Origin of the sequence: Xanthomonas floridensis, from assembly GCF_001642575.1 — a bacterium.
Taxonomy (GTDB): Bacteria; Pseudomonadota; Gammaproteobacteria; order Xanthomonadales; family Xanthomonadaceae; genus Xanthomonas; species Xanthomonas floridensis.
Genome location: NZ_LXNG01000022.1, coordinates 17,100 through 37,851 on the forward strand (window position 1 = coordinate 17,100; position 20,752 = coordinate 37,851).

Sequence of the window (20,752 nt, forward strand, 5' to 3'; positions counted from 1 at the left end):
GCTGGCCTGTGAGCTAACGGGCCATGTCAGCATGAAAAGCAGCGGCCTTCGGGCCGCTGTTTTTTTATGCGCGCCTGCAGGGTGGTGCACTGCACATGCCGCGGCGCATACCCCGATACGGCTTTCAGTCACCGCGTCTGTGGAAAGCCCCGCGCACCGCCTGTTTCGGCGCGGAAATTGCCGCACGGCAGTGCGCTAACAGCAAGTTCGCGCGGATGATGAGAGAACCGTTCGCGCGTTGGACTCGAGACAAGCGCAGGAGCGTGCTGATGCCTCCCGGCCACTCCCGCAGCAAGGCGCTTTGCACGTCGCGTGCGTGCTCATGCGCAGCGCCAGTGCTGCACATCTGCATTCGACGCGCATCGTTATGATCCGGGTCAACAGGCGCCTCGCCCTCCAGACGCGGGGGAGTCCAAGTGGAGAGCAGCGATGATGCAACGTCTCGAGACAGCGGAATTTTCCATCGAAGCCAATCCGATCTTCGACAACACACGCGTGTTCGGCGGCTCGATCAGTCTCAGACACGCGCAGCAGACCACGTTCTCGCCGCAGATCAGCGTGTGGACGGCCGCTGCCGAGCGCAAGCTGTCGGCAAAGACCTGGCTGACCAAATTGACGCGCGACGACGACCCGGTGATCGAGCGAAAGCCAGTGAGCGTTGCCGGAATGCACGGCGAGATGATCACCCTCAAGGGACGCCTCGAAGACTGGGAAACCAGGCAAGTGCGGGATTGGTATCGGTTGCGCGCGGTACTGGTCGCGCCTGATGGCCGCACCTGGTATCACGCCACCGCGATGACGAGTGAGAGCGATCGTGCAGCAATCGAAGCGGACTTCCTGCGCTTGCTCGGCTCCATCCAGGTGAAGCTGGAGGGCGCTGCGGCCAGCCAGGAACAAGCCGCGGGAGACGCCGAACAGGCGGCAGTATTGGCTGACATCAGGCATGCAATCGACACCGCCGCGCAAGCCCGACAGGCACGCGAAACGGCAGTGGCACGCACCGCTGATGCGACGCGGCTCCATGTGCCGGTTGCCGATGTCCAGACGCGCTTCGATGCAGCCATTGCCATGCTCGGCCTGGATGGCAAGCGCGAGATCCTGCGCCGGATCGTACTGCCAGCTGTGTCCCTCACCGAGCGCGGCATTGCGGAGACGAACAGGATCGGTATCAGCCGGATCGGCGGCGGCCCGGATCTCGCCGCGGGGCAGGACTGGCCACGCGATGCCAGCGGTTTGTACTTGAATTTTCTGGCGCAGATCGCGCTGTCCGAATTGCCCGAGCGCGCCGAAACCCTGCCGGAGGCGGGGCTACTGGCGTTTTTCCCCGGATCGGACTACTCCGATTGGCGTGTCGTGTTCACTCCACCGGGCACCGCGCTGGTGGCTCATGCCCTGCCTGACGACGCGATCGACACGACCGAAGCCGCAACGCGCATGGTCGGCTGGGACAATGCGCGGCAACGCTTCACTGCCAACGATACGAACGTGGACGGGTTGTCGGTCGAAACCGACGAACACGGACGCCTGCATTTCCAGCGTGACGGTCATGCGGTGATGGTCTTCGCCTCCGAATATGAAATCAGCCGATCGGCACAGGCATTGCGGCTGGAGCGATTGCTCAGTATGCCCCTGCATTTCGCCGATAGCGGCGATCCACATATTGATGCGGATGCGGGAATGGAGGATCTATCCAATTTCGCGCTGGCGCTGGCGGAAGGGTTCAGGGTCGGTGATGGGCCACAGCATCAGATGTTCGGGGTGTGCGGCCTGCGCGAATGGCACAGCATCCAGGCGCTGGCCGCTGAGCATGCGGCCAGGCAAGGCTGGGCCGACATCGCTGCACCCGATGGTTGGTTCGTCCTGCTCAAGCTGGCCTCTGGCGGCGGCGCCGACTTCAGCTTTTCCGACCATGGCGATTACCTCTTCCTGGCCCATCGCCAGGACGCCGCGAAGGGCGATTTTTCGCGCGTCTATGCGTTGGTGGAATCCAGCTGACACCGTTGACGGGACACAAGCGCACTGAGGCAAGAGGCAATGTCCGCCCAAGCAGCATGCTTTAACTGATATCCCGGCGCGCTACGGGCAGCTCGCTGCCCGCAAGGTGTCGGCTTACAGAATCCTGGAAGGGTCGGTCAAGCCGTACTGGTTCGCCAGGCGCGCCAGCGCAATGTTGTCCTGGATGCCAACCTTCTCGAACAGGCGCGCCTTGTGCGTATTGATGGTCTTGGCGCTGAGATTCAGGCGCTTGGCGATGTCTTCCTGACGCAAGCCCTGGGTCAGCAGCAAGGCGACCTCCAGCTCGCGCGGCGACAACGCATCGAATGGCGAGCCGCCACCTTCCAGATTGGACAGCGCCAGATTCTGCGCGATCGTATTGCCCAGATAACGCCGTCCCAATGCAACCTCACGCACCGCCCGCAGCAGCTCATGCGCGTCGCCGCCCTTGCCTACATAGCCGGACGCACCAGCTTCGAGCAACCGCTTGGGCAGTGGGCCATCTTCCAGCACCGACACGATGATGACGCGCGTGCCGTAATCACCCTTGACGATGCGCTCGGTGATTTCCAGGCCGCTCACGCCGGGCAGATGCAGATCGCACAGCACGATATCGGGCTTGAGCTGTCGAATCTGCGGCAGCGCCGCTTCGCCGCTTTCTGCCTCGCCCACCACATCGACGTCCACTTCCTTGGACAGGATCATCTTCATGCCGGTACGCACGAGTGCATGATCGTCGATCAGAAAAACTCTGATGGTCATCCTTGTTGTCCTCGCTGTGCGGCTGGCTGGTGCAGCCTAGCTCCGTGAATAATTCAGGGCAAGCTCGATGCGACGTATTACGCAAGAGTTAGAGCGGTAGACGCGCGTTCTGCGGGCAGCGACACGTGTTTGCCTGTGTCGTTGTCGTGTGTCCGCATGATGCAAGCGCCTGCAATGCAGGCCGTATCGGGCAACGCAGTCGCGCCTGGTCAGATTTTCACTGGCTCGGTGGTCCGCGCTTCGTCCACCAACGGGCGCAAGTCGGGATCGAGTGCGACACGCTCATCGAACACGAAGCAGCGGCCGTCGTAGCCCTCGCCGCCGACTTCTTCGAAATAGCCCAAAATCCCGCCCTCCAGTTGCAGCACGTTGTCCATGCCATCGGCCTGCATCCAGACAGCGGCCTTTTCGCAGCGGATGCCACCCGTGCAGAAGCTCACCACCGTGGCGTCGGCCAAGGCGGCGCGGTGCGGCTCCAGCGCGGCAGGCAGGTCGGTGAACTTGTCGATCGGCAGGGTCAATGCGCCACGAAAGGTGCCGTAGGCCACTTCCTGCGCATTGCGCGTGTCCAGCAGTACCAGCGGGCGTCCCCGGTCGTCCTGCCCGTTGCGCAGCCACTGCTGCAGCACCGCAGGCGTCACCGCAGGCGCGCGGCCCTGCAGCGGCGAGGCGTCGTCGCGGCGGAAGCTGATGATCTCCGGCTTCACCTTGACCTTGAGCCGTGCGAACGGCTGCTGCGCGCTCTGGCTGTACTTGATGCGCATCTGCGCAAAGCGCGGGTCGGCTTGCAGCCATTGATAGAACGCCTGGACCTGGTCCGCTTCGCCCGCCAGAAACAGGTTGATGCCTTCCTCCGCGATCAGCACAGACCCCTTCAGTTCCTGCTGCTGTGCCTGCGCCAGCACGCTGTCGGCCAGATGCTGCGGGCCGTGAATGGGAACGAATTGATAAGCCGCGGTGTTGGTGATCATCCGGCTATTTTAAAGCGCCTGCCCCCGGGGAGCGAGCGCTTGCCAGTCAGTTGCCCCGATCAGACCTGATTGCGCCTGCTGCTGCACGCCATTGCGCACCCGGGTGCGGGACGAAGCTATCGACCCGGGACACCGACGCTACAGCTGGCGGCGGTCAGCCGCGCAGCAGCAGGAACGGCAGCAACACCAGGGATGCGACGATCAGCATGCCCAGCAACGTGACGATTACGAACACCGGGCGCTTGCGCAGCAATGCACCGAAGGTTTCTGCCGTGCCCGCGGCAATGGCTTCCTGGCGCTGTGCACGGGCAATCGCGCCGCGCTGGGCCTGATAGGCATCCAGCACCGCCTTGGCACGCGGATAGTCGGCGTCGTCACCGAGCCAGATACCGCCTGCGGAAATGCCCCAGTTGCTGGGCCGGGTTTCATAGACCTGCACAAGATGCTCGCGCAGCAACGCCCGCACCTCGTCGGCTTCGTCATCGGGAACATTGCGCAGGTTGAGCAGCAGCTTGGCCATGGGGCGATGATAACGGGAGCCAGGTGCGATAATGGCCGTCTTCCTTCATGGACATGCCCATGCGCCTTGTGCTGACGCTCTGTGCCGCCCTGCTGCTTGCCAGCTGTGCGCCTGCCCTGCCGCCCTCCGGTGGCACCATCGCCAGCTTCGAGCGGATCGACCGCACTGCCGGTACCGGCGCGGAAGCTACGCCCGGTTCCCTGATGACAGTGCATTACACCGGCTGGCTGTACGACGAAAAGGCCACCGACAAACACGGCAAGAAGTTCGATAGCTCGCTGGATCGCGCCGAACCGTTCCAGTTCGTGCTGGGTGGCCGCCAGGTGATCCGCGGCTGGGACGATGGCGTGGCCGGTATGCGCGTGGGCGGCAAGCGCACCTTGATGATCCCGCCGGACTACGGCTACGGCGACAACGGCGCAGGCGGAGTCATACCGCCGGGCGCATCGCTGGTGTTCGATGTGGAATTGCTCGGCGTGCAACCGCGCTGAGTGCGAGAACGATGATGGATGCGAGCAGACCGCGGCTGGCGGTCATTGGCGGCGGGCCTGCAGGATTGATGGCTGCCGAAGTGGCGTGCGCTGCCGGGATCGCCGTGGATCTGTACGAGGCCAAAGGTTCGGTGGGGCGCAAATTCCTGATCGCCGGCAAGGGTGGGCTCAATCTCACCCACTCCGATCCGATGCCACTGTTCGCCCAGCGCTACCGTGAGCGCACGCCAGCGGTGGCGACGTGGCTGCAGGAGTTCGATGCCGACGCATTGCGTGCCTGGGCGCGCGAGCTGGGCGTGGAGACCTATGTCGGCAGCTCCGGGCGGGTGTTTCCGATCGATCGCAAGGCCGCGCCCTTGCTGCGCGGCTGGGTGCGCAGGCTCAAGGATCAGGGCGTCACCTTTCATGTCCAGCATCGCTGGCTGGGATGGAGCGCTGACGGTGCGCTGCGATTTTCCACACCCGCCGGCACTCTCGATCGCCAGGCGGATGCAACGGTGCTGGCACTGGGTGGCGGCAGTTGGCCGCAGCTCGGCTCCGATGGTGCCTGGCAGGCACCACTGCAGCAGCATGGCATCGCCGTGCGCCCCTTGGTGCCGGCCAACTGCGGCTTCGATCTCGACTGGAGTGCGCACTTCGCGCAACGGCATGCCGGCGCACCGCTCAAACCGGTGGTCGCGCATTGGCGCGACAGCGCAGGCGTGCAGCACGCGCTGCAAGGCGAATGCGTGATCACTGAAACCGGGATCGAGGGCAGCTTGATCTATGCGATCGCGGCCGAGCTGCGCACGCAGATCGAGACGCATGGCGTGGCGGAACTGGCACTGGATCTGCTACCCGACCGTTCGCCAGAGCGCGTTGACACCGAGTTGGCCAGGTCGCGCAAGGGGCGCAGTTTCAGCGAACATCTGCGCCGCCAGGTCGGCATCGAGGGCGTCAAGGCCGCGCTGGTCTACGAACTGCTCGGCAAACAGGCCGGCGACGATGCAGCGTTGGTGGCACGCACGCTCAAGCAATTGCCGCTGCGCCTGCTGCGGCCGCGCCCGCTCGCAGAGGCGATCAGCTCGGCCGGTGGCGTGGCACTGGAAGCACTGGACGCGCAGTTGATGGCGCTGGCCCGCCCCGGCGTGTTCTGCGCTGGCGAAATGCTGGACTGGGAAGCACCGACCGGCGGCTACCTGCTGACCGCCTGCTTCGCCAGCGGGCGTCGCGCTGCGTTTGGTGCGATGCAGTGGCTAAGGCAGCACGGCAATCGAGTTACAGCCGATCACTGACGGCCACGCGCGGCCACACCGATTTGACGTCGTAGACCACCGCACCCGGCTTGCCCAGTGCAGCAATGCGCTGGGCGTCGTAGTCGCGATACTGCGCATGCGCCACCGCCAGCACGACCGCGTCGTAGACGCCCTCCTCCGGGCCTTCGCATAACTGCACGCCGGCATGCAGCAGCGCCTCTGCAGGGTCGGCCCAGGGATCGCAGGTGTCGACCTGCACGCCGGCTGCCTGCAGCAACTGCACCAGCTCCAGCGCACGGCTGTTGCGCAGGTCCGGGCAGTTTTCCTTGAAGGTGGCACCCAATACCAGCACCCTCGCCTGCGCGAGCGCAACGCCGCGCATCGCCAGCATGCCGCAGACCCGCTCGGCCACGTGCCGGCCCACGCGATTGTTGACTTGCCGCGCGGTGTGGATGAGGTCGGGGTGGTAGCCCACGCTTTCGGATTTGTGCATCAGGTAGTACGGGTCCACCCCGATACAATGCCCGCCGACCAGGCCGGGGCGGAACGGCAGGAAATTCCATTTGGTGCCTGCCGCTTCCAGGACATCGAGCGTGTCGATACCGAGCTTGTCGAAGATCAACGCCAGCTCGTTGACCAGCGCGATGTTGACGTCGCGCTGGATGTTTTCCACCACCTTGGCCGCTTCGGCCACCCGCATCGACGACGCGCGCCAGGTGCCGGCAGTGATGATGCTGGTATACAGCGCATCGACTGCATCGGCCGCCTGCGGCGTGGAGCCGGACGTGATCTTGCGGATATCGCGTAGCCGGCGTTGCCGGTCGCCCGGATTGACCCGCTCCGGACTGTAGCCACAGAAAAAATCGGTGTTGAACCGCAGGCCGGACACCGCTTCCAGCAACGGCACGCAGACTTCTTCGGTGGTGCCCGGATAGACGGTCGATTCGTAGATGACCAGAGCGCCCGGCTTGAGCGCGGCAGCGATCAACGTGGTGGCGCTGCGCAACGGTTCCAGATCCGGCTGTTCGAAACTGTCGATCGGCGTGGGCACGGTGACGATAAAGATGCTGCACGTCGACAGGTCCTCCGCCGCCGCGCTATAGCGCAGCTGAGTGGCCGCAGCCAGTTCGCCATCGTCCAGTTCCAGCGTGGCATCGTGCCCTTCGCGCAACTGCGCAACCCGCTGCGCATCGATGTCGAACCCCAGGGTGTCGCGCTGCTCGCCGAACGCAACGGCCAGTGGCAGGCCGACATAGCCCAGTCCGATGACGGCGATGCGTGCGTGCTGCGGTTGGACAAGCGTGGTGCCGGACATGCAATTCCTCGGGATCGCGCGATCGGTCGCCGCGCAGCTGTGCGGCGGCAGCATAGCGCACGCGGGATTTGGACCGGCAGTGGGCGCGATCTTCGTCTGGAGATTCACAATCGCCGCACAATCAGGCACGCTATCGCCATGCCCGGGTGGCGAAATTGGTAGACGCAAGGGACTTAAAATCCCTCAGCTGTGAGGCTATGCGGGTTCGACCCCCGCCCCGGGCACACTCCACCGCAGCACACGCCTGCTGCTGCACCGGATGACGTGAGGCTACCGTCATCCGATGGCAGACCGAGTTGACTTCGCAACACCTCAACGTGACGTGCTTTCACTGTCTGCAGCAGTCGCCGCTCATCTCATGCTAAAGCAGGCCATAGGGCGATGAGCTGCGTTGGCAGTCTGTCAATCGGCGCCACCCGCTGTCGCAGTCATCCACTTCACAAGTGTCGGCGTCACGCTCGGTGAGTACCCATCGAACCCGAATGGCAGCCACGATCCAGTCGAGGCAGAAACCGGCTATCGCTATTCGGTATGCATCGGCATCGCTGATGCAAGGCCGCACACCGATATATCCGGGAGAGATTGCTTATGGGCACACGGGTGCGGAGAGCTGCACTACCGCAATGCGTTGCCGCGTAGGCGGCTGCAACTCCACATCAGGCAGCGCCCACTACGCCACCGCTAGAAAATACTTGCCGAAGCGCCTCACCCAAGCGCGTCGCGGTGCATATCAAGACAAGCAGATACAAATGAAAAACCCTGGATATCGTCTGATATCCAGGGTTCGAATTTGGAGCGGGAAACGAGACTCGAACTCGCGACCTCAACCTTGGCAAGGTTGCGCTCTACCAACTGAGCTATTCCCGCGTGGAGCAAAATTGTACAGCTTGTCACCTCGTTGCGCTAGTCCTGTCATCGTTGCCGATGCGAAAAACTGCGCATGCGATGTGGAGGCCTGGGCCGGAATTGAACCGGCGTACGCGGATTTGCAGTCCGCTGCATAACCACTCTACCACCAGGCCGAAACATCAAACCCAAGGCATCCTGCCTTGAAACAACGAGACCCCGACACGGGGCCTTGTCTAACACTGGAGCGGGAAACGAGACTCGAACTCGCGACCTCAACCTTGGCAAGGTTGCGCTCTACCAACTGAGCTATTCCCGCTTGGGAGGCGAAATTCTACAGCGAACAGCATAGGTGTCAACTGTTGCTTTCGATTTTCTTCGGTTTGTTGCTGATCGCCGCTTTTTCGTCGGCGCGCAGGCTTGGCCACGCCGCCTGCAGGTACTGGAATCCCGACCACAGCGTCAGTAGCGCGGCGATTGCCAGCGTCCAGTAACCGGCACGGAAGATCAGGTTGCCCAGCCAGATTTCGTGCGTAGGCATTTGCCCTGGCGTCACCGAATACAGCAGGCAGAGCAACGCCACCATTTGCGCGGTGGTCTTGACCTTGCCGATCACCGCCACGCGCACCTTGGCACGCTGCCCGATCTCGGCCATCCACTCACGCAACGCGGAGACCGCGATTTCTCGCCCCACGATGACTGCCGCCCAAAACGCCATCCACGGCGTAGGGTGGCCCTGCACGATCAGGAACAGTGCCACTGCCACCATCAGCTTGTCGGCCACCGGGTCCAGGAAGGCGCCGAACGCGGAGTACTGGTGATAGCGGCGTGCCACCCAGCCATCCAGCCAGTCGGTGATGGCGGCCAACGCGAAGACGCCGGCGGATGCGAAATTCGTCCAGGTGTATGGCAGGTAGAACACCACGACCAACACCGGGATCATCAGGATCCTCAGCAGTGTCAGCCACGTGGGGATGGTCAACTTCATTACGGGCTCGACTCGCCTGGCGCATCGGGAAGCGCCAGCCCGTGCAGGTTAGCGTAGATTCGCGCGGCGAGTGCGGCATTGACCCCATCCACGCGGGCAATCTCGGCTTCGCCAGCGGCCTTGAGACCGACCAGACCACCGAAATGCTTGAGCAGGCTGGCCCGTCGCCGTGGCCCGATACCGGGAATATCCTCGAGCTTGCTGGTCATGCGCGCCTTCTGGCGGCGCCCGCGGTGCCCGGTGATCGCAAAGCGGTGCGCTTCGTCACGCACCTGCTGGATGAACTGCAGCGCCGGCGATGCGGCGCCCGGGCGAAGCTCACGGCCATCGGCCATGATCAGCGCCTCGTGCCCTGCCCTGCGTTCCTCGCCCTTGGCTACGCCGACCAGCAACACGTTCTCCACGCCCAGGTCTGCCAGCGCGGCCTGCGCCTGGGCCAGCTGCCCGGCGCCGCCGTCGATCAGCAGGACGTCGGGCAGCACGCCGTTTTCTTCCACCGCGCGTCGGAAGCGCCGTTCGATCGCCTGGCGCATGGCAGCGTAATCGTCGCCCGGGGTAATGCCGGAAATATTGAAGCGCCGGTACTGCCCACGCACCGGGCCACTGGCATCGAACACCACGCACGAGGCGACCGTGGCTTCGCCCATGGTGTGACTGATGTCGAAGCACTCCACGCGCTTGACCGGCTCGGCAAGGCCCAGCATTTCGCGCAAGGCTTCGCTGCGCGCGTGCTGCGCGCTCTGGCTGGTGAGCTCGGTCACCAGGGTCAGCTGCGCGTTGCGCGTGGCCAACAGCAGATAGCCGGCGCGCTCGCCGCGCACGTTCCACTTCAGCGCCACCTTGTGCTCGGCTGCGGCGCTGAGTGCGGCTTCGATCAGCTCGGCGTCAGGGATTTCGCGGTCCAGCAGGATCTCGCGCGGTGGCGAATGTTCGGCGTAGTACTGCGACACGAACGCGGCCAGGATTTCGTCGGCACTGTCTTCGCCGTTGGTCTTGGGGAAGAACGAACGCGTGCCCAAATTGCGGCCATCGCGAAAACTCAGCAACAGCACGCAGGCCTGGCTGGATTGCGTGGCGCAGGCCAGCACGTCCAGATCGGCGGCGCGGCCGTCGACGTACTGGCGGTTCTGCATGCTGCGCAGCGACGACAACAGATCGCGCAGGCGGGCGGCACGCTCGAATTCGAGCGCTTCGCTGGCCTGCTGCATCGACTGCATGATCTCTTCGCCGAGCTGGTCGCTCTTGCCTTCGAGAAACATCGTGGCGCGTCGCACCGACTCGGCGTAGTCGGGCGCGGCCACCAGGTCCACGCACGGACCGCTGCAGCGGCCGATCTGGTACTGCAGGCAGGGCCGCGAGCGATTGCGGAACACGCTGTCTTCGCAGCTGCGCAGCTTGAACAGCTTGTGCATCAGGCTCAGCGTCTCGCGCACCCCGGTCACGCCGGTATAGGGGCCGAAATAGCGCCCCTGCACCGCACGCGGGCCACGATGCAGCGCAATCCGCGGCCAGTCTTCGCGTGTCAGCAACACATACGGGTAGCTCTTGTCGTCGCGCAGCGACACGTTGTAGCGCGGCGACAGGGACTTGATCAGCTGGTTTTCCAGCAGCAGCGCTTCGGCTTCGCTGCGGGTCACGGTGACATCCATGCGCGCGACCTGCGACAGCATCGAGGTCAGCCGCGCATTCTTCGGCGTGCCGTTGAAATAGCTGCCCACGCGCTTGCGCAGCGCGCCGGCCTTGCCGACATACAGCAGCGTGTCGTCGGCCGCGTACATGCGGTACACGCCGGGCGCGGTACTCAGTTGCGCAGCAAACGCCTTCCCATCGAAATCGGCTTTGGGCCTTGCGTTCATTCGTCTATCGCAACATCGCTCAATGCGCCGCTGGCCAGGTCGTAACGCAGGATGGCGTGGGCGTCGGTTTCTGCAATCCACACCGCACCTGCCGCAACCGCCAGCCCGGCCGGACCATGCAGCCGCCGTGGCAGCTCCACCGTGGTCAGTTCGCCACCGCCCAGGCGCAGGCAACGCAGCCGGCCATTACCGGTGTCGGCGATCCACAGCAAGGGTGAGTCGGCGGCCAGCGCGATGGCCTGCGGGAACTGCAGCTGCGCGGTGCCGCGCGGCCCGTCCTGATCACCGAACTGCCAGATGCCCTGCCCGCCGACCAGGGTCTGCACCAGATCGCCACGCAGCTGCATGGTGCGAATCGATGAGCCCAGCCCGTCGCAGACATAGGCCACCTGCTGGACCGCCGCCAGGCCGGCCGGCTGCGCGAAAGCTGCCAGATGCCCGCTGCCATCACGGAGTTCGAGTGCACCGGTACCGGCACGTGCGCTCAGCGCGGCACGCCCCAGGTCGTAGCTCCAGATGCGGTTGTCGCCGGCCATGGCGATCAACACCTGGTTGTCGGCAATCGCCAGCCCCTGCGGGTAGTTGAGTGCGGAGGCGCCGGCGAAGGCCAGCGGACCTTCCACCGGGTCGCCGGCGCGACCCGTGCCACACAAGGTATCCACCTGCCCGCTGCCCAGGTTGATACGGCGCAGTGCATGGTTGCCGGTGTCGGCGACGTACAACTGGTCGCGCTCCAGCGCCAGCCCCTGCGGGCGGCGGAAGGCAGCTTCGCCGATGCGGCCATCGATGAGATCGGCATTGCCGTGCCCGAACTGCCGCAGCACGCGCCCGCTGTGGGTGCATTCCAGTACACGATGGTGCCCGGTGTCGGCAATGTACAGCCGGTCCTCGGTGGCGGCCAAGCCGGTGGGAAACCGCAATGCCAGGCGCGGCTCGGGTTCGCGCTCGGGCACGCCTTGCAGGTCGGCGTCGGACGGCTGCTGCTGGCCGTCGCACAAGGCGGCCAGGGCCTTGTCCAGATCGCCGGTGACGCCGACCAGCCGCTGGCGCTCGCGGCCATGCGCGTCGAGCAGCACCAGTGTCGGCCAGGATTCGATACCGAACCGGCGCCAGGTTTCCCAGTCCTTGTCGAGCAGGATCGGCGCGCTGACGCCGTGCCCACGCAGTTGCTTGAGCGAGCGCTGCGGCAGGCGCTCGCTGTCGAAGCGCGGCACCTGCACCACGATCACCTGCAGGCGCCCGGGGCTGCGCGCCTGCCACTGCGCAAGCTCGGCCAGGCGTTCGGCGCACCACACCGAGCTGGCGTTGACGAACGCCAGCACCAGCGCACGGCCGCGATGCTCCTGCAAGGTGGAGGGCCTGGCGTTGAGCCAGGTGGGAAATTCCGGCAGTTCCTGGGTGAGCTGGGCAGTCATGGCGTAATTATGCCCAAGCGTGATTAGTCGCGGGTGAGTCTGGCCACGGTCTGGCGCGCGGCGGTATCGACCAACTGCCAGACATCCTCGAAATCCTGGCTGCCGCCGGTGTACGGGTCGGGGATCTCGTCGCGTGCGTCCACACCGGCCCATGGCAACCACAGCGCGACCTTGTCGCGCTGTGGCGCCGGTGCCAGCCGCTGCAAATCGCGCAGGTTGCTGGTATCTGCGCACAGCAGCCAATCGAAATGCTCGAAGTCTTCGTGCCGTACCTGCCGCGCACGCAAGTCGGCAATATCGACGCCGTGCCCGCGCGCGCAGCGGATGGCGCGCGGGTCCGGCGGCTCGCCCGCATGCCAGTCGCCGGTACCGGCCGAATCGACCTGGATGCGCCGCGACAAACGGGCTTCATCCAGCCGCGCACGCAAGGCACCCTCGCCCATCGGCGAGCGGCAGATATTGCCCAGGCAGACGATCAACAGCTTCATGCCGACGCTACCCGCGCCTGTGCGCGCGCGAGATCGTCAGGAGTATCGATGCCGGGCGGAAACTGCTCCGGCGTCAGTGCGACCGCGATGCGATGGCCTGCTTCCATGGCGCGCAGTTGTTCCAGCGATTCGATACGCTCCAGCAGGCCCGGCGGCATCGCCGCAAAGCGCTGCAGGAAGCCGGCGCGATAGGCATAGATGCCGATATGGCGCAGCCACTGGACGTCGTCAGGCAGCCGCTCGCGCTGGCTGGCGAAGCTGTCGCGATGCCAGGGAATCGGCGCACGACTGAAATACAGCGCATCGCCGCCAGCGGTGCGGACCAGCTTCACCACATTGGGATCGAACAGGTCATGCGCGCTATCGACCGGTGCGGCCAGCGTGGCCATGTCGGCGCCGGACTGCAGCAACAGCTCGGCTACCGCGCGAATACCGGCCGCCGGCGCGAACGGTTCATCCCCCTGCAAGTTGACCACGCAAGTGTCCGCATCCCAGCCGGCAATGCGTGCGCATTCGGCCAGCCGGTCGGTACCAGAGACGTGCGCCTGGCCGGTCATGGCAACGTGCACGCCAGGCAGTCGTTCGACCACCTCGGCGATGCGCGCATCGTCGGTCGCCACCCAGACCTCTCTGGCACCGGCAGCCAGCGCCCGCTCGGCCACATGCTGGATCATCGGGCGGTCGCCGATACGTTGCAGCGGTTTGCCCGGCAGGCGGGTGGAGGCATAGCGCGCCGGGATGGCAACGACGAAATCGACAGGCGATGGATGGGTCATGCGTGGACGTTCTCGACGGCGGTGAATGGAAGCGGAAATCCTGGTGGTGCCACCTGCAGCGCGTGATCGGCGCTGATGGCAGTGTCATGGCCCTGCTGCGGGGGGTAACGTCGCGGGGTTGTCAGTGTATCGACCGGAGTGTGGATGCCGGGGCATGTGCGGGTTCGCCACAGCGATTGCAACTGACATCCTAGACAGGCCGCCGATGCGGGCTGTCAGCGACGCTGCCTCGACACCCCGGCAGGGGCTCAATCCAGCCTTTCTCAGGCTGCGCCCGCGCGTGCCGCACGCCCCCCTCACGCGCCCTGGCGGCTCGCCAGGGTGTTCAACCGGTCCAGCAGGCTCACCCAGAACGCAGCCGGCAGCTCGGCCCTGAGCGGCACGCTGTACAGCCACTCATCGGCGAACGGACGGCATTTCACCGCGTCCTTTTCGGTCATCAATACCGGCAGGCGGCTACCAAAACTGAAATCCGCTGCCGTGTAGACATGATGGTCGGGGAATGCGTGCGGCACGACCCCGATGCCGCGCGCGCGCAGCATGGCGAAAAAGCGTTCTGGATTGGCGATACCGGCAACCGCATGCACGCGTTGCCCGGCCAACATACTCAAAGGCTGTGCCCGCTTCCCATCCATCGGCTGCACGCTGTCGATGCTCAGCCGCATCTGCCACTCACCGAAACCGGCATCGGCTGGCGCCTGCGGCGCGGCAGAAGCGCTGGCCTGGCCGAGATTGATCACGCGGAAGTCGCATTCCTGCGCGCGTGCAGCTGGTTCGCGCAGCGGCCCGGCAGGCAGCAGGCGGCCATTGCCGTAGCGGCGCTGGCCATCGACCACTTCGATTTCCACATCGCGGGCCAGCCGGTAGTGCTGCAGTCCGTCGTCGCACACGATGATGTCGCACCCCGCTTCGACCAGGGCGCGTGCAGCCGCCACACGGTTGCCGTCCACGCGGACGCGTGCGCCGGTCTTCCAGGCGATCAACACCGGCTCATCGCCCCCCAGTGCCACTGGCGTGTCCGCGTCGACCCAGCGGGCGGTGCCGGCGTCGTCGCGGCCGTAGCCACGGCTGGCGACGCCGGGAGTCCAGCCGGCTTCCTGCAGCTTGGACACCAGCGCGATGGTCAGCGGCGTCTTGCCGGTGCCGCCTGCGGTGACGTTGCCAACCACGATCACCGGCACCGGCACGCCGTGCCGCTTGCGCCAGCCGCGGCGATACAGGCCGCGCCGTACTGCAATCGCGGCACCGTAGATCGGTGCCAACAGGCGTACCGGCAGCGGAATCGGAGTGTTGTCGTACCAATAGCCCGGCGTGCGGGCGCCACGCTTGCTCATGCCTGACGTTCGCGAAACTGCATGCCGTGCAGATGCGAATACAACCCGCCCTGCGCCAGCAATTCGGTGTGGGTGCCGCGCTCGACGATACGGCCCTGGTCCATCACCAGGACCTGGTCGGCGTGTTCGATGGTGGACAGGCGGTGTGCAATCACCAGCGTGGTGCGGTCGGGCATCAGCTTGTGCAAGGCGTCCTGCACCAGCCGCTCCGACTCGTTGTCCAGCGCAGCGGTGGCCTCGTCCAGGATCAGGATCGGCGCGTCCTTGAGCATCGCGCGTGCGATGGCCAGACGCTGGCGCTGGCCGCCGGACAAGCGCCCACCCTTGGCGCCGACATGCGACTGCAAGCCCTCAGGTAACTGCGCGACGAACTCCATGGCGTTGGCACCGAGAATGGCGCGCTCCAGTTGCCCGGCATCGGCATTGCGCATTTCGCCATAGGCGACATTGTCGGCAATGCTGCCGTCGAACAGCATCACCTGCTGGCCGACCAGCGCAATCTGGCGACGCAGGTCGGCCAGCGAATAGGCCTGCACCGGATGCCCGTCGAGCAGGATCTGCCCAGCCTCGGCCTCGTAGAACCGTGGGATCAGCTTGATCAGGCTGGATTTGCCGCTGCCGGAACGACCAACGATCGCGGTGACCGTGCCGGGCTGGGCGACGAAGCTGACATCGGCCAGGGCTGGGTTCACCTGTTCCGGATAGCGCGCGGTCACGCCGCGAAACTCGATCAAGCCCTTGGCACGCGTCAACGGCAACGTGCCCTGATCCGGCTCGTCCGGGCTGTCGAGCACCGAGAACAGCCGCTCGGCCGAGGCCAGGCCGCGCTGCACCATGTTCTGCACATTGGTGAGCTGCTTGAGGCCCGGGATGATCGTCAGCATCGAGGTCATCAACACCACGAAGTCGCCTGCGGTCAGGCGCCCGGCCAGGGCTTGCGCACCGGCCACGAACAGCAGCGCCGACAGGCCGATCGCGCCGATCATCTGCACCGTGGCGGTGGAAATGCCGCGGGTGGATTCGACCTTCATCGCCAGGCGCAGGTTGCGGTCGGCCAGCGCGCCGTAACGCTCCATCTCGGTCTGTTGGGCACCGTAGATCTTGACCTCCTGATGACTGGACAAGGTCTGATCGGCCGCCTGCAGCAAGTGCGCGCCGCTTTCCTGGATGCTGTGGCTGATGCGCCGATAGCGCCGCGCCACCTTGTCCATCACCCAGGCCAGCACCGGCGCCAGCACCACGATGGTGAGCGTGACCTGCCAGCTATGCCACAGCATCAGCGCCAGTGCGCCGATCACCTGCAGCGATTGCTGGATCATCACCTTGACCGCGTCCACGGCCGCCTGCGCGACTTGATCCGAATCCGAGCCCAGGCGGATCAGCATCGAAGGTACCGGCTCTGAATCGAAGCGCGAACCCGGCAGACGCAGATACTTGGACATCACCTTGACGCGCAGATCGCGTGCGATGCTGCGCGCGGACTTGCCCATCGCCATATCGGTGATGTAGCCGGCAACGCCACGCACCACGAACAGCAGGATGATCTGCACCGGCAGCCAGCGGCTGACTTCGGGATTCTTGTAGATGAAAGTTTCGTCGGTGATCGGCTTCATCAACGCCAGGAAACCGGTGGTGCCTGCCGCCTCCACCAGTGCGGCGATCAACGCAGCGATCAACAACAGCCGATAGGGCCTGGCGAAGGCCAACAGGCGACGGTACGTGCGCCAGGACGAGACTGGCGCCGGGCGGTCGTTGGGGGTGGTCACTGGCGGGTTCCGTTCTTGCTGGTGTTGCCGCCGCTGCCGGTCTGCGGCGCGGTGGCGATGGCAATGCGCCGGAAGCCGAGCTGGCCCAGCGCGTCCTGCGCAGTGACCACGGCCTGGTACGGCGTACGCGCATCGGCGCGCATCAGCACTGTCTGTTCGCGGTCATCGCCGGCAATCTGGGCGATGGTCTGCTTCAAAGACTCGACATCCGAGCGCAGCACTTCCTGATCGTTGATGAAGTAGTGCCCGTCGGCGTTGACCAGCACGCTGAGCGAGCGCGGCGGCGCGCTGGTGTTCTGGTCGCTGGCGGTCGGCAACTGCAGTTGCAGCGTGGACCGTGCGTCGAAGGTCGTGGTCACCACGAAGAAGATGATGAGGACGAGGATGACGTCAATCAATGGCACCAGGTCGATATGCGGCTCGTCCTGGTTTCGGTCGCTGCCGATGCGCATCCGTCAGCCCTTTGCCGTGGCCGGCTTGGTGCCCGGCGCTGCTGGCGTTGCGGAGGGCGCAACCACGCGCCCGTCCATGGTATCCAGCAACAGCGTTGCCTCCTGCTCCATCTCGATGATGTAACCGGCGATGCGCCCCTTGAAGAACCGGTGCGCCATCAGCGCCGGCACCGCGATGATCATTCCCGTGGCGGTGCACACCAGCGCCTTGCCGATGCCGCCGGCCAGCTGATTTACGTCACCCACGCCATGGTCGAGGATGCCCAGGAACATCTGGATCATGCCGACGACGGTGCCCAGCAAGCCCAGCAATGGTCCGGCCGAGGCGATCGTGCCCAGCGCGTTCAGATAACGCTCCATGCGGTGCACCACATGGCGCCCCGTGTCCTCGATGCGTTCGCGGACCAGATCGCGCGGCCGGCCGCGCACATCCAGTGCGGCCGCCAGCAAGGCGCCCAGCGGCGAATTGCGCCGCAGCGACTCGATATGGGTGGGGTCAAGCTTGCCGCGTGCGGCCCAGTTACGCACTTCCTCGCCCAGACCCGGCGGCGTCACCTCGTTGCGGCGCAGGGTCCACAGACGTTCCAGCACGATCGCCAGTGCGATCACACCCAACAACAGCAACGGCACCATCGGCCAACCGCCCGCCTTGACCAGCTCCAACACGATTCGATTCCTCCGGCAACGCGGCCGCCTATTCGCTGGCCGATAGGATAGCAGCCGACCGCCGCCGTTCCGCAGCATCCCACAGCCGCGGCTGCCAATGCCGCCGCTCGCGCACCTGCAAGCCGTCCGCTCCCAGCCAGACCCTGATCGCACCGGACTGGGCAGTATCGAGCACTTCGGCGCCACTGCCCTGCCAACGCTGTACCACCTGCGCCCGCGGGTGCCCGAACCGGTTGCCGTGCCCGGACGACACAAGCGCCAACCGCGCGCCGCTGGCGGCAATCAAGCCGGCATGCGAGCCATCCGCACTGCCATGATGCGGCACTACCACCAACTCCGCCCGCAACAGCGGTGCGTGGTCGCGCAGCAGCCTCTGCTCGACCAGCGCATCGATATCGCCCGGTAGCAGCGCGCTGGCATAACGTGTCTCGACCCGCAGCACGCAACTGGATTGATTGCGCAGGTACGGAAACGCCGGCCCGGGATGCAGGACCCGAAAGCGCACGCCATCCCACTCCCACTGCTGGCCGGAGTGACAGCGCGTGCTGACATCCAGCGGCGCACCTGGCGGCGCGGCGGTCATCGCGACCGGCATGCCGGCACGCACCGCCGCATAGCCGCCGGCGTGATCCGCATCGGCATGGCTGAGCACGATGGCATCCAGCCGGCGCACTCCAAGTGCGTGCAAGGCGGGCAGCACCACGCGCTCGCCGGCATCGAAGCCATCGCGCACCGCCGGGCCGGTATCCACCAATAGAGCATGGTGCTGGGTACGCACCAGCACCGCCAGGCCCTGCCCTACATCCAGTACATGGATGTCGGCCTCGCCCGCGACGGGCAAGGCGCGATCGGGCCACAACAGCGGCAACCACAGCAGACAGGCCATGGCCTTGCCCGGGGTGCCTCGCGGCAGCAGTAGCCAGAACGCGCCGAGCAACGCAGCGATCAGCGCGATGGCATCGGATTCGGGCACCCACCATAACGCCACAGTGGTCTGCCCGAGCCAGACAAAACCGGGCCAGGTCAGTTCGAAACACCAGCCTGCCAGTTGCCAGGCCCAGACCCCTGCGCCGGCATACAGGGCTTCCAGCGCCGTGCCGATCAGGCACAGCGGCACGACCACGAAGGTCCACCAGGGAATGGCAATGAGATTGGCGAACGGCCCCACCAGGGATGCCTGCCCGAACAGGCTGATGGTGAGCGGCAACAAGCCCACAGTGGCGACTGCCTGCGCAGAGAGAAAGCCGCGCACGATGGCGCGGTCATCCGATGGCAGGCACCACACCAGCCAGGCGACACCGGCAAAACTGAGCCAGAAGCCGACCACCAGCACGCTCAGCGGATCCCATAGCAGCACCGCCAGCAAGGCCAGCGCGAGCATTTGCGCGGTCGTGGCGTGTCGCCGCGTGACCCGCGCCAATGCCACGACCGCGATCATCAGCACGGTCCGGACGGTGGGCAGCGCCAGCCCCGCGAGCACGGCGTAAGCCGCCGCGCCGAACAATGCTGCCAGCGCGGCCGCATGAACGCGTGGAATCAGCAAGGCAAGACCGGGCCGCCATCGCCACAGCGCTGCGACCGCCAGCGCGAAGAAGCCGGCGACAAGGCCGACATGGAATCCCGAAATCGCGATCAGGTGGCTGAGCCCGGTCGCGCGCAAGGTGGCCCAGGCCGCATCGTCAAGACCGCGGGTGTCGCCCAACGCCAGCGCACGCAGATACGGCGCCGACGAGCCAGGTACTTGGTCAGCGATGCGTTGCGACATGCGATCGCGCCAGGCATCCACACCGCGTGGCGCGGCAAGCGGGTGGGCGGCGCCGGGGTCACGCACATAGCCGGTCGCCGCGATGCGCTGCGCCAGTGCCTGGCGTTCGGCATCGAACCCTCCCGGGTTTCGCAACCCGCGCGGCGCACGCAACTTGAGCTGCAGTTGCCACCGGGCACCGGCCCGCAATGCGGCGCGTGGCCCGACCTGCTGCGCCTGGAAGGCGTCGTACCACGCCAGTTGCAGCAGCTTGCCGCGCACTGCCGCCGGCTGCGCCTGATCGCGATCGACACGCAACTGGAATCGGGTGCGCCGCTGCTCGGCCACGGGCAGCCCGACCACCTGGCCACGGACCGTGTGATCGTGCGTTTCGTCCTCTGGACGCAACTGCGACTGCAATGCACGACCAGCATGCCAACCGGTAAGCGCGAAGCCCAGCACCATGGTTGCAAGCATCAGCATCCAGACCGCCGCGCGCGGACGCCGCCACAAGATCCCGACGATGCTCACCAGGCCTGCGCTGCCAAGGGCTGCATAGATCGCGGACGACACGACGGCCGGTGACCACGCGCAGCCGGCCACACCCAGCAGCAAGGCCACCGCAATGGGGACGGCCGACGCAAGCGGTGCCGGTGTCACCCTAGGTGCCGAGACATCCATGCCACTCGCCATCCTGATCGTCCTGAATCCACGCCCTCAGGCTAGACCACGCTGTCTAGCGTCCATAGCAGTGGTTTGCCCGCTGCATGGTAGGAAGAAGACCGGTTCGCCGTGGCGGATCTTCGTCATCCCGAGCGCTCCGACCAACCGACAGAAGCAATCATCAGGACGCATACGTGGTGGTGTCGTCGGAGTGTGTGTCGAACGCCATCCGCAACAAGCCCGTCTCCGCCACGATGCACTGCCGGTTCGCGACGCTCGAGGAACTGGCGATCGATATCGCGATCATCGCGATCCGGATGCTGCCTCCCGCATCGGGGCCGTCGGGTCGAGCCAGCTCACCGACCCGCGGTGGCGCGATCTGCAGGCACTGTGGTGGCCTTCAGCACAAGGGCCGCCCTCAGCATGGCATGGCATGACCGATCCGACGCCAAAGCACCCAAAGGAGCAC

17 protein-coding genes, 4 tRNA genes and 1 pseudogene are annotated in these 20,752 nt (G+C 65.6%); 5 read left to right on the forward strand and 17 right to left on the reverse strand.

From position 1 onward, the window contains the following. Window positions 1-429: 429 nt before the first annotated feature. Window positions 430-1,995, forward strand: coding sequence for a DUF1963 domain-containing protein (locus tag A7D17_RS13255; protein ID WP_064509525.1), 1,566 nt, complete (start codon window positions 430-432; stop codon window positions 1,993-1,995). Between the two features lie 114 nt (window positions 1,996-2,109). Here the strand turns inward: A7D17_RS13255 and A7D17_RS13260 are convergent, their stop codons facing one another. The 3 genes from A7D17_RS13260 to A7D17_RS13270 all read right to left on the reverse strand — a co-directional run bounded on the left by A7D17_RS13260 (window position 2,110) and on the right by A7D17_RS13270 (window position 4,248). Next, window positions 2,110-2,757 carry a response regulator gene (locus A7D17_RS13260; RefSeq protein WP_064509526.1) on the reverse strand — a complete coding sequence of 216 codons (648 nt, stop codon included), beginning with the start codon at window positions 2,755-2,757 and terminating at the stop codon, window positions 2,110-2,112. 209 nt (window positions 2,758-2,966) lie between these two features. After that, window positions 2,967-3,728: a sulfurtransferase gene (locus A7D17_RS13265; protein WP_064509527.1), complete on the reverse strand. Its 762-nt coding sequence runs from the start codon at window positions 3,726-3,728 to the stop codon at window positions 2,967-2,969. A gap of 154 nt (window positions 3,729-3,882) precedes the next feature. Then, window positions 3,883-4,248 (reverse strand): DUF6164 family protein, encoded by a 366-nt coding sequence (locus tag A7D17_RS13270; RefSeq protein ID WP_064509528.1) that lies wholly within the window; start codon window positions 4,246-4,248, stop codon window positions 3,883-3,885. A gap of 59 nt (window positions 4,249-4,307) precedes the next feature. Between A7D17_RS13270 and A7D17_RS13275 the strand changes: the two genes are divergently transcribed. Then, on the forward strand, window positions 4,308-4,739 hold the full coding sequence (locus tag A7D17_RS13275) for an FKBP-type peptidyl-prolyl cis-trans isomerase (protein ID WP_064509529.1): 432 nt from the start codon (window positions 4,308-4,310) through the stop codon (window positions 4,737-4,739). Between the two features lie 11 nt (window positions 4,740-4,750). After that, window positions 4,751-6,013: a TIGR03862 family flavoprotein gene (locus A7D17_RS13280; RefSeq protein ID WP_064509530.1), complete on the forward strand. Its 1,263-nt coding sequence runs from the start codon at window positions 4,751-4,753 to the stop codon at window positions 6,011-6,013. Here A7D17_RS13280 and A7D17_RS13285 read toward each other — a convergent pair. Continuing rightward, on the reverse strand, window positions 5,997-7,289 hold the full coding sequence (locus A7D17_RS13285; RefSeq protein WP_064509574.1) for a nucleotide sugar dehydrogenase: 1,293 nt from the start codon (window positions 7,287-7,289) through the stop codon (window positions 5,997-5,999). The two genes, A7D17_RS13280 and A7D17_RS13285, sit on opposite strands and share 17 nt — an antisense overlap. Before the next feature lie 140 nt (window positions 7,290-7,429). On the opposite strand from A7D17_RS13285, the gene A7D17_RS13290 reads away from it, so the two are divergent. Continuing rightward, a tRNA-Leu gene (locus A7D17_RS13290) sits at window positions 7,430-7,513 on the forward strand. Between the two features lie 567 nt (window positions 7,514-8,080). Here A7D17_RS13290 and A7D17_RS13295 read toward each other — a convergent pair. The 13 genes and pseudogenes from A7D17_RS13295 to A7D17_RS13355 all read right to left on the reverse strand — a co-directional run. After that, window positions 8,081-8,156: transfer RNA gene (locus A7D17_RS13295), tRNA-Gly, on the reverse strand. Window positions 8,157-8,237: 81 nt separating this feature from the next. Then, a tRNA-Cys gene (locus A7D17_RS13300) sits at window positions 8,238-8,311 on the reverse strand. Between the two features lie 67 nt (window positions 8,312-8,378). Further along, window positions 8,379-8,454: transfer RNA gene (locus tag A7D17_RS13305), tRNA-Gly, on the reverse strand. Between the two features lie 36 nt (window positions 8,455-8,490). Continuing rightward, complete coding sequence (gene pgsA, locus A7D17_RS13310) at window positions 8,491-9,123, reverse strand: CDP-diacylglycerol--glycerol-3-phosphate 3-phosphatidyltransferase (RefSeq protein ID WP_047694836.1); 633 nt, start codon at window positions 9,121-9,123, stop codon at window positions 8,491-8,493. Next, window positions 9,123-10,979 carry an excinuclease ABC subunit UvrC gene (uvrC, locus tag A7D17_RS13315; protein ID WP_064509531.1) on the reverse strand — a complete coding sequence of 619 codons (1,857 nt, stop codon included), beginning with the start codon at window positions 10,977-10,979 and terminating at the stop codon, window positions 9,123-9,125. The genes pgsA and uvrC overlap by 1 nt, the downstream gene beginning before the upstream one ends. Further along, the gene (locus A7D17_RS13320; protein ID WP_064509532.1) at window positions 10,976-12,394 is read right to left on the reverse strand and encodes a hypothetical protein; all 1,419 of its coding nucleotides are present in this window, start codon (window positions 12,392-12,394) and stop codon (window positions 10,976-10,978) included. The genes uvrC and A7D17_RS13320 overlap by 4 nt, the downstream gene beginning before the upstream one ends. 23 nt (window positions 12,395-12,417) lie before the next feature. Then, window positions 12,418-12,882, reverse strand: coding sequence for a low molecular weight protein-tyrosine-phosphatase (locus tag A7D17_RS13325; RefSeq protein WP_064509533.1), 465 nt, complete (start codon window positions 12,880-12,882; stop codon window positions 12,418-12,420). Beyond that, window positions 12,879-13,658, reverse strand: coding sequence for a 3-deoxy-manno-octulosonate cytidylyltransferase (gene kdsB / locus A7D17_RS13330; RefSeq protein WP_064509534.1), 780 nt, complete (start codon window positions 13,656-13,658; stop codon window positions 12,879-12,881). The genes A7D17_RS13325 and kdsB overlap by 4 nt, the downstream gene beginning before the upstream one ends. 296 nt (window positions 13,659-13,954) lie before the next feature. Next, complete coding sequence (gene lpxK / locus A7D17_RS13335; RefSeq protein ID WP_064509535.1) at window positions 13,955-14,992, reverse strand: tetraacyldisaccharide 4'-kinase; 1,038 nt, start codon at window positions 14,990-14,992, stop codon at window positions 13,955-13,957. Further along, the gene (gene msbA, locus A7D17_RS13340; RefSeq protein WP_064509536.1) at window positions 14,989-16,758 is read right to left on the reverse strand and encodes a lipid A export permease/ATP-binding protein MsbA; all 1,770 of its coding nucleotides are present in this window, start codon (window positions 16,756-16,758) and stop codon (window positions 14,989-14,991) included. Before msbA ends, lpxK begins: the two co-directional genes overlap by 4 nt. After that, a complete protein-coding gene (locus A7D17_RS13345) occupies window positions 16,755-17,210 on the reverse strand; it encodes an ExbD/TolR family protein (RefSeq protein ID WP_064509537.1) in 456 nt (151 codons plus the stop codon). The genes msbA and A7D17_RS13345 overlap by 4 nt, the downstream gene beginning before the upstream one ends. Before the next feature lie 3 nt (window positions 17,211-17,213). Beyond that, window positions 17,214-17,876: a MotA/TolQ/ExbB proton channel family protein gene (locus tag A7D17_RS13350; RefSeq protein ID WP_064509538.1), complete on the reverse strand. Its 663-nt coding sequence runs from the start codon at window positions 17,874-17,876 to the stop codon at window positions 17,214-17,216. Continuing rightward, window positions 17,770-20,313: pseudogene (locus A7D17_RS13355) on the reverse strand (DNA internalization-related competence protein ComEC/Rec2); the annotation flags it as partial. The gene A7D17_RS13350 and the pseudogene A7D17_RS13355, both read right to left, overlap by 107 nt. A 164-nt stretch (window positions 20,314-20,477) precedes the next feature. Here A7D17_RS13355 and A7D17_RS24120 point away from each other — a divergent pair. Continuing rightward, the gene (locus tag A7D17_RS24120; protein ID WP_153041944.1) at window positions 20,478-20,720 is read left to right on the forward strand and encodes a hypothetical protein; all 243 of its coding nucleotides are present in this window, start codon (window positions 20,478-20,480) and stop codon (window positions 20,718-20,720) included. Window positions 20,721-20,752 lie beyond the last annotated feature (32 nt).

Excerpts from the sequence above, each read along its gene's own strand:
- pgsA (WP_047694836.1), bottom strand. The coding sequence starts at position 9,123 with ATGAAGTTGACCATCCCCACGTGGCTGACACTGCTGAGGATCCTGATG.
- A7D17_RS13255 (WP_064509525.1), top strand. The coding sequence starts at position 430 with ATGATGCAACGTCTCGAGACAGCGGAATTTTCCATCGAAGCCAATCCG.
- uvrC (WP_064509531.1), bottom strand. The coding sequence starts at position 10,979 with ATGAACGCAAGGCCCAAAGCCGATTTCGATGGGAAGGCGTTTGCTGCG.
- A7D17_RS13260 (WP_064509526.1), bottom strand. The coding sequence starts at position 2,757 with ATGACCATCAGAGTTTTTCTGATCGACGATCATGCACTCGTGCGTACC.
- lpxK (WP_064509535.1), bottom strand. The coding sequence starts at position 14,992 with ATGAGCAAGCGTGGCGCCCGCACGCCGGGCTATTGGTACGACAACACT.
- A7D17_RS13325 (WP_064509533.1), bottom strand. The coding sequence starts at position 12,882 with ATGAAGCTGTTGATCGTCTGCCTGGGCAATATCTGCCGCTCGCCGATG.
- A7D17_RS13320 (WP_064509532.1), bottom strand. The coding sequence starts at position 12,394 with ATGACTGCCCAGCTCACCCAGGAACTGCCGGAATTTCCCACCTGGCTC.
- A7D17_RS13285 (WP_064509574.1), bottom strand. The coding sequence starts at position 7,289 with ATGTCCGGCACCACGCTTGTCCAACCGCAGCACGCACGCATCGCCGTC.
- A7D17_RS13280 (WP_064509530.1), top strand. The coding sequence starts at position 4,751 with ATGATGGATGCGAGCAGACCGCGGCTGGCGGTCATTGGCGGCGGGCCT.
- A7D17_RS13270 (WP_064509528.1), bottom strand. The coding sequence starts at position 4,248 with ATGGCCAAGCTGCTGCTCAACCTGCGCAATGTTCCCGATGACGAAGCC.
- A7D17_RS13265 (WP_064509527.1), bottom strand. The coding sequence starts at position 3,728 with ATGATCACCAACACCGCGGCTTATCAATTCGTTCCCATTCACGGCCCG.
- kdsB (WP_064509534.1), bottom strand. The coding sequence starts at position 13,658 with ATGACCCATCCATCGCCTGTCGATTTCGTCGTTGCCATCCCGGCGCGC.
- A7D17_RS13275 (WP_064509529.1), top strand. The coding sequence starts at position 4,308 with ATGCGCCTTGTGCTGACGCTCTGTGCCGCCCTGCTGCTTGCCAGCTGT.
- A7D17_RS13345 (WP_064509537.1), bottom strand. The coding sequence starts at position 17,210 with ATGCGCATCGGCAGCGACCGAAACCAGGACGAGCCGCATATCGACCTG.